This window comes from Novosphingobium sp. (assembly GCF_049240505.1).
Lineage (GTDB): Bacteria > Pseudomonadota > Alphaproteobacteria > Sphingomonadales > Sphingomonadaceae > Novosphingobium.
On sequence record NZ_JBMLSM010000190.1, the window covers coordinates 1 to 5,469 of the forward strand.

At 59.0% G+C, this 5,469-nt stretch carries 7 protein-coding genes and 1 tRNA gene; 2 read left to right on the plus strand and 6 right to left on the minus strand.

Annotated elements, in window-relative coordinates; genetic code table 11:
* From ACOVQ0_RS15365 to aroA, 5 genes are all read right to left on the minus strand, one after another.
* On the minus strand, positions 1 to 374 hold a 374-nt coding region (locus tag ACOVQ0_RS15365), incomplete at its 3' end, for a S1 RNA-binding domain-containing protein (RefSeq protein ID WP_421886297.1).
* A 316-nt stretch (positions 375 to 690) separates the two neighbouring features.
* Complete coding sequence (locus ACOVQ0_RS15370) at positions 691 to 1,806, minus strand: YcjF family protein (protein WP_421886300.1); 1,116 nt, start codon at positions 1,804 to 1,806, stop codon at positions 691 to 693.
* Between the two features lie 166 nt (positions 1,807 to 1,972).
* Positions 1,973 to 2,620: a (d)CMP kinase gene (locus tag ACOVQ0_RS15375; protein WP_421886302.1), complete on the minus strand. Its 648-nt coding sequence runs from the start codon at positions 2,618 to 2,620 to the stop codon at positions 1,973 to 1,975.
* Entirely contained in the window at positions 2,617 to 2,874 is a 258-nt protein-coding gene (locus ACOVQ0_RS15380) for a CBU_0592 family membrane protein (protein WP_421886304.1), read from the minus strand. Before ACOVQ0_RS15380 ends, ACOVQ0_RS15375 begins: the two co-directional genes overlap by 4 nt.
* Positions 2,871 to 4,193 carry a 3-phosphoshikimate 1-carboxyvinyltransferase gene (gene aroA, locus ACOVQ0_RS15385; protein WP_421886312.1) on the minus strand — a complete coding sequence of 441 codons (1,323 nt, stop codon included), beginning with the start codon at positions 4,191 to 4,193 and terminating at the stop codon, positions 2,871 to 2,873. Before aroA ends, ACOVQ0_RS15380 begins: the two co-directional genes overlap by 4 nt.
* Before the next feature lie 197 nt (positions 4,194 to 4,390).
* Here aroA and ACOVQ0_RS15390 point away from each other — a divergent pair, with 197 nt between their 5' ends.
* The gene (locus ACOVQ0_RS15390) at positions 4,391 to 4,708 is read left to right on the plus strand and encodes an FYDLN acid domain-containing protein (RefSeq protein WP_421886307.1); all 318 of its coding nucleotides are present in this window, start codon (positions 4,391 to 4,393) and stop codon (positions 4,706 to 4,708) included.
* 158 nt (positions 4,709 to 4,866) lie between these two features.
* Positions 4,867 to 4,942 (plus strand) — tRNA-Ala (locus ACOVQ0_RS15395).
* Positions 4,943 to 5,088: 146 nt separating this feature from the next.
* Here ACOVQ0_RS15395 and ACOVQ0_RS15400 read toward each other — a convergent pair.
* The coding region (locus ACOVQ0_RS15400) for a 2OG-Fe(II) oxygenase family protein (protein ID WP_421886310.1) at positions 5,089 to 5,469 on the minus strand (381 nt) is incomplete at its 5' end.

The following is a 5,469-nucleotide window of genomic DNA, read 5'->3' on the forward strand; positions in this document are numbered from 1 at the left end:
CCCTTCACGCGGCCGAAGATCACGCCTTCAACGCGCTTGCCTTCGCCGAATTCGTTTTCAAGCTTGTCCCATGCGGCTTCGCGGCGAGCGCGGTCGCGCGAGAGCATCGCTTCGCCGTCGGCGTTTTCAACGCGGTCGACGTAAACTTCCACTTCATCACCGACCGAAAGGCCGTGCGGCTGGCCGGGAGCGGCGAATTCGCGCAGGGCAACGCGGCCCTCGCTCTTCAGGCCCACGTCGATGACGGCCTTGTCGTTTTCGATGGCGGTGATGGTGCCCTTGACGACGCGGCCTTCAAAGCCCCCGTTGGCGGCTCCGCCAAGCGATTCGTCAAGCAGCGCGGCGAAATCGTCGCGCGACGGGTTGGTAGCCATTATCAAAGCTTCCTGTTTCTCAAGTATCCCGGCCAGGCGGTTGTTTCCGCCGGTCTTTCCTCCACGTCCCGCACCATGCGAACCGTGGGCCAAAAAGGGCCGAACCGCCCCCGAAGCCGAACGCTGGCGGAGGCACCCGCTCAGGCCAGAGCCTTTGCGGACGCGCGGCGCTTAGGCGCATAGGGCGGGAAAAGCAAGGAAAATGGGGCGCATAACCTTGATGCCCCGGAAGGGTAAGGCTCCCAAGAGCAGCGCAAAGGCATGAGCAGGCAACGCTGCTCATGCCTTTGCTTCCGGCAAACATTACTCTGTAGTTTCAGACCTTGCTTCTAATGTATTCAAGTGCAGCCGCCCAAGAAATTTCACCGGTTCTAGCAATTTCTTCTAGTGCGCCTATGTACCTGCTCCCGAGACCCTTTGTGAGCGTCAAAGCGGTTGAACTTGCAATCGTGGTCCCCAAAGCAGTGCCTACACCGGGTACAAATTTCATGATGCTCGCAACGAAGGTGCGACCAAGGAGGGTAGCGCCAGTAATTCCAAGTATTGATGTCACCATTGGAATTGCCATATCCTTTTTGACATCAATTCCGTAAATCTCACTGATTTTCGCTATCATTGCACCTTGAATCGGAACTAGAGCGAACGCATCCGAAAAAGGGATAGGAGTCAGTGCAATCGCGCTTGCAGTTCCTGCTGCAAGATTGACTACATTCTCTGCCTCTAGCCTTTTCGCATCCATCGCCGCCTTATTTTGTGCGGCCAAAGCGTTTGCAAAGGCTCGCTTTTGAGAGTCAGGGATGAGGCGATAAGACTGACTTACCAACTCATCGATTCCTTGTCTCGGGCGATGGCCGACAATATTCTCGTCATCATCATATTTTGGCTCTTCGATTCCCCGAGTTAATACAACTTCATTGGCTATATTCGAAAAAATCTTTCTAACTTCAATTTCAAAAGGATTATCCTTGAACTTTGAGCATTTCGTAATAACGACAATCACTTCAAGGCCCAATTTTTTTAGCTCTTGTGCTAGTTCAATATCTCCGTCTTCAATGCGGTCACCGGTTGCAGATATACAAATCCAAGCAAGGTGTATGTAAGTGTCAGGGTTTTTGCCTCGACGCGATTCTACTTCATCAACGATTTGCTTTTTTATCTCCTTATAATCTTTCATCTCCAGACCCTTGGTGTCTAAAATACTAATAGGCCAATTTGGTTTGGTAATTTCCTCAATTCCAGAAGTTACAGGTTTGCCGCTGCCGGTTTTTGCTAATTCGTCTCGAAAAACAGCATTAATGAGAGTGCTTTTCCCAACACCTGTTTTGCCAACAATTAGTATATTTGCACGTTTATGATTTTCAGAAAGGTCCTCCCAATATTTTTTGGCCTTCTGGTGAAGGTCAAGAAGGATATTTTCTCCCTGCTGATTCATTTTGAACCCCTTCTAATTCGATGTGCTGTTCTTTTTGTTTAATATTCTTGGACAGCGTGAACAAAAGCTCTCGCCATTTCAACCCAATTTTGTGGCGGGTGTCGAGAATTGCAGACAGTTGCTCTTGAGCATCTGATAAAGTGGTCGTTCTGGATGTCGTGCAAGATCACAGCCTAAAATCATTCTTAGTAGGCGTAGCCACCTGCTTCTCTACCAGCGCAATCGCCGTCGCCACCGCCATCTCTTTCGTCAGGTTAGACGTATCCAGCAACGCCGCGCCTTCTGCCTGCCGCAGCGGAGCCTCCGCGCGGTTCCGGTCGCGTTCGTCACGCTCGGCCAAGTCCGCCTCAATCGCCTCGCGCGCCACGTCCTTGCCCAGACCCTTCATTTCCACCCAGCGCCGCATCGCGCGTGCGCTGACGCTGGCGGTGACGAACAGCTTGGCGTCGGCGTGGGGCGCAATCACCGTGGCGATGTCGCGGCCATCTAGCACTGCGCCGCCGGGTTGGTCTGCAAAGGTCTGTTGCCGCGCCAGCAGCGCTGCGCGCACGGCAGGGTGCACTGAAACGCGGCTGGCATAACCGCCGCTTGTCTCGCTGCGCAGTTCGGGATCGTCCAGCAGGCTTTCGGGAAAGGCGCAGGCGGTCAGCGCGGCGTCCGCATTGTCCGGGTTGCCGCCGCTCAGCATCACCTGCCGCCCCACCGCGCGATAGAGCAGGCCGGTGTCCAGATGCGGCAGGCCGAAATGCGCGGCGAGCGCCTTGGCGATGGTGCCTTTGCCCGAAGCGGTCGGGCCGTCCACGGCGATGATCACGTATTCTTTCTCCGATTCCTGAACGCCTTCACCAGTCCCCAGATCGCGATGGAGGCCCAGAAGAACTCCAGCACGAACGAGGCCGGGTTCATGTTGACCAGCAGTGAAACCGTCAGCAGCGCGGCGCCCAGCAGGTTGACGCCATGCTGCACGAACGGGTTGGGGCGGTCGTACCGGGTGGTATAGGCATAGGCAAAGATGATGCAGGCCGTGCCGCAGAAGCCGACGATGTTGGCAATCGTGGGATCAATCAACGGCTTGCGCTTTCCAGCAGGCTTTCGAACACCGGGAAGCTGGTGGCGATGGGCCGCGTATCGTCCACCTTGACGCCGCGCTTGCTGGCGATTCCGGCAATCGCCATGCTCATGGCGATGCGGTGGTCCAGATGCGTCACCACGCTGGCACCTTCGGCGGTGCCGGGCAGGGGATCGCCACCGGTGCCATCGATGATCAGCCCGTCCTCGGTTTCGGTCACGGTCGCTCCGGCGAGTTCCAGCGCCGCGCGCATTGCGCTGATCCGGTCGCTTTCCTTCACACGCAGTTCTTCAAGCCCGGTCGTCACCGTGCGCCCCTTGGCCAGCGCTGCCGCCACGAACAGCACCGGGAATTCGTCCACCATGCTCGGCACCACGGCGGGATCGACAGCGATACCGGTCAGCAGCGAATGGCGCACGCGCAGGTCGGCCACCGGTTCGCCGCCCACGTCGCGCCGGTCCAGTTCCTCGATGCTGCCGCCCATCAGCCGCAGCACATCGAACAGCGCGGCGCGGGTGGGGTTCAGGCCCACGTTTTCCACCACAAGGTCTGACCCTTCGACCAGCAGCGCGGCCACTACGAAGAACGCGGCAGACGATGGATCGCCCGGCACCACGATGTCCTGCGGCTTCAGTTCCGCCTCGCCGCGCACCCGGATCACCCGCGCGCCGTCATCGGCGATATCCACCGTCAGTTCCGCGCCGAACCCGCGCAGCATCCGCTCGGAATGGTCGCGGGTGGGGATCGGTTCGATTACCGTGGTAATGCCCGGCGTGTTCAGGCCTGCCAGCAGGATCGCGCTTTTCACTTGTGCGGAGGCGACCGGCAGGCGGTATTCGATTGGAACGCCGGGCGAAATGCCGCGCAGGGTAAGGGGCAGCCGCCCTCCGGGGCTGGAAGTGAACTCTGCGCCCATCGTGGACAGCGGATCGATCACGCGGCCCATCGGGCGTTTGGACAGCGAACCATCGCCCACGAATGTCGCGGTGATCGGATGCGTGGCGACAAGGCCCATCAGCAGGCGGGTGGATGTGCCCGAATTGCCCATGTCGAGCGCGGCTTGCGGCTGGAGCAGTCCGCCCACGCCCACGCCGTGAACATGCCACATGCCGTCCGCATCACGCTCGATGGTGGCACCCATCGCGCGCATGGCTGCGGCGGTGGACAGCACGTCCTCACCTTCCAGCAGGCCCGTTACGCGCGTTTCGCCCACCGCCAGCGCGCCGAGCATGATCGAGCGGTGGCTGATCGATTTGTCGCCCGGCACGCGGATGCGGCCTTTCAGCGGGCCATTGGCGGTAAAGCGGCGGGGGTGCATCTGCGCAAGGTCGTGTGAGGACACGTTGGCTCTTTCAGGTCGGGGAGGGGCAATAAAGCGCGCGGCTTTTGACAGCAGCGCGCCGCTATGGCAAGGCGCGCGCTCTCTTGATTCCGCGGATGCGCGGACCCATCAAGCGTGCAGTTTCTCCGCCCGGCCATTTTCCTGTTGTGCCGGGCCAGTCTTGAGGAAGTTTCATGGTCAAGCCGGAATGGGGCGCCAAGCACGGTTGTCCGAAGTGTGGCACCCGCTTCTACGATCTGGGCAATGCCGACCCGATCACCTGCGTCGAGTGCAAGTACACCTGGACCGCCGAACCGGTGCTCAAGTCGAAGCAGCCGATTCCCTATGAGGAAATCCAGAAGGAGAAGGCCGACGCTGCGCCTGACGTCGATCTGGCCGATGAAGATCTGGATATCGACGAAGACGGCGATTCGCCCGACAACGATGTCGACCTTGGCGGTGACGACGATCTGGGCGTTGCCGGCCATGACGGTGACGACGACGAAGTTTGATGTGTTTTCGGGGCCGGTTTTCGGACCGGCTCCAACAAAATTTCCGGATTGGAAATTTTGGTCTTGTCAGCCGCAACACTCTCCCTTAGAGGCGCGGCTCCCGGCGAGAGACACCCGCCGGAACAGCCCGCCTCCCACGGTGGACCTGTTGGAAAGATGGGGCCTTAGCTCAGCTGGGAGAGCGCCTGCATGGCATGCAGGAGGTCAGCGGTTCGATCCCGCTAGGCTCCACCATTTCTCCGTAAGAAGCCGCCTTCGGGCGGCTTTTTGCGTTTCTGACCAAGTGTTTGCGTGGTGTTTCTGAAGTGCACCTAGATGCACCTAACTGCACCTACGCGCACTCAAGACGTCGCAAGACGCCTTGAGTGCGGTGTTAAACGCTACTTCTTCAGCCCGATTTCGCGCAGGCGTTCCTGCAGGTAATCGTCCGCCGTGATCGACACCGGATAGCGATCAGGATTTTCGGGCGTGATGCACTGCGGCAGTGTCCTGAACGGAAAATCGCTGCGCAGATGTAGGAAGAATGGCATCGAATAGCGGCTGTGCTTTGCCCGCTCGCCTTCCGGGTTGCGAACGCGGTGCGTGGTCGATGGCAGGACGTGATTTGTCAGTCGTTGCAGCATGTCGCCGATGTTTACCGCCAGCGCGCCCTCGGGTGGGGAAACGCTGATCCATTCGCCTGATTTCGCAAGCAATTCCAGCCCGGCTTCCTCAGCCCCCAGCAGCAGCGTGATGAGGTTGATATCCTCATGCGCGCCCGC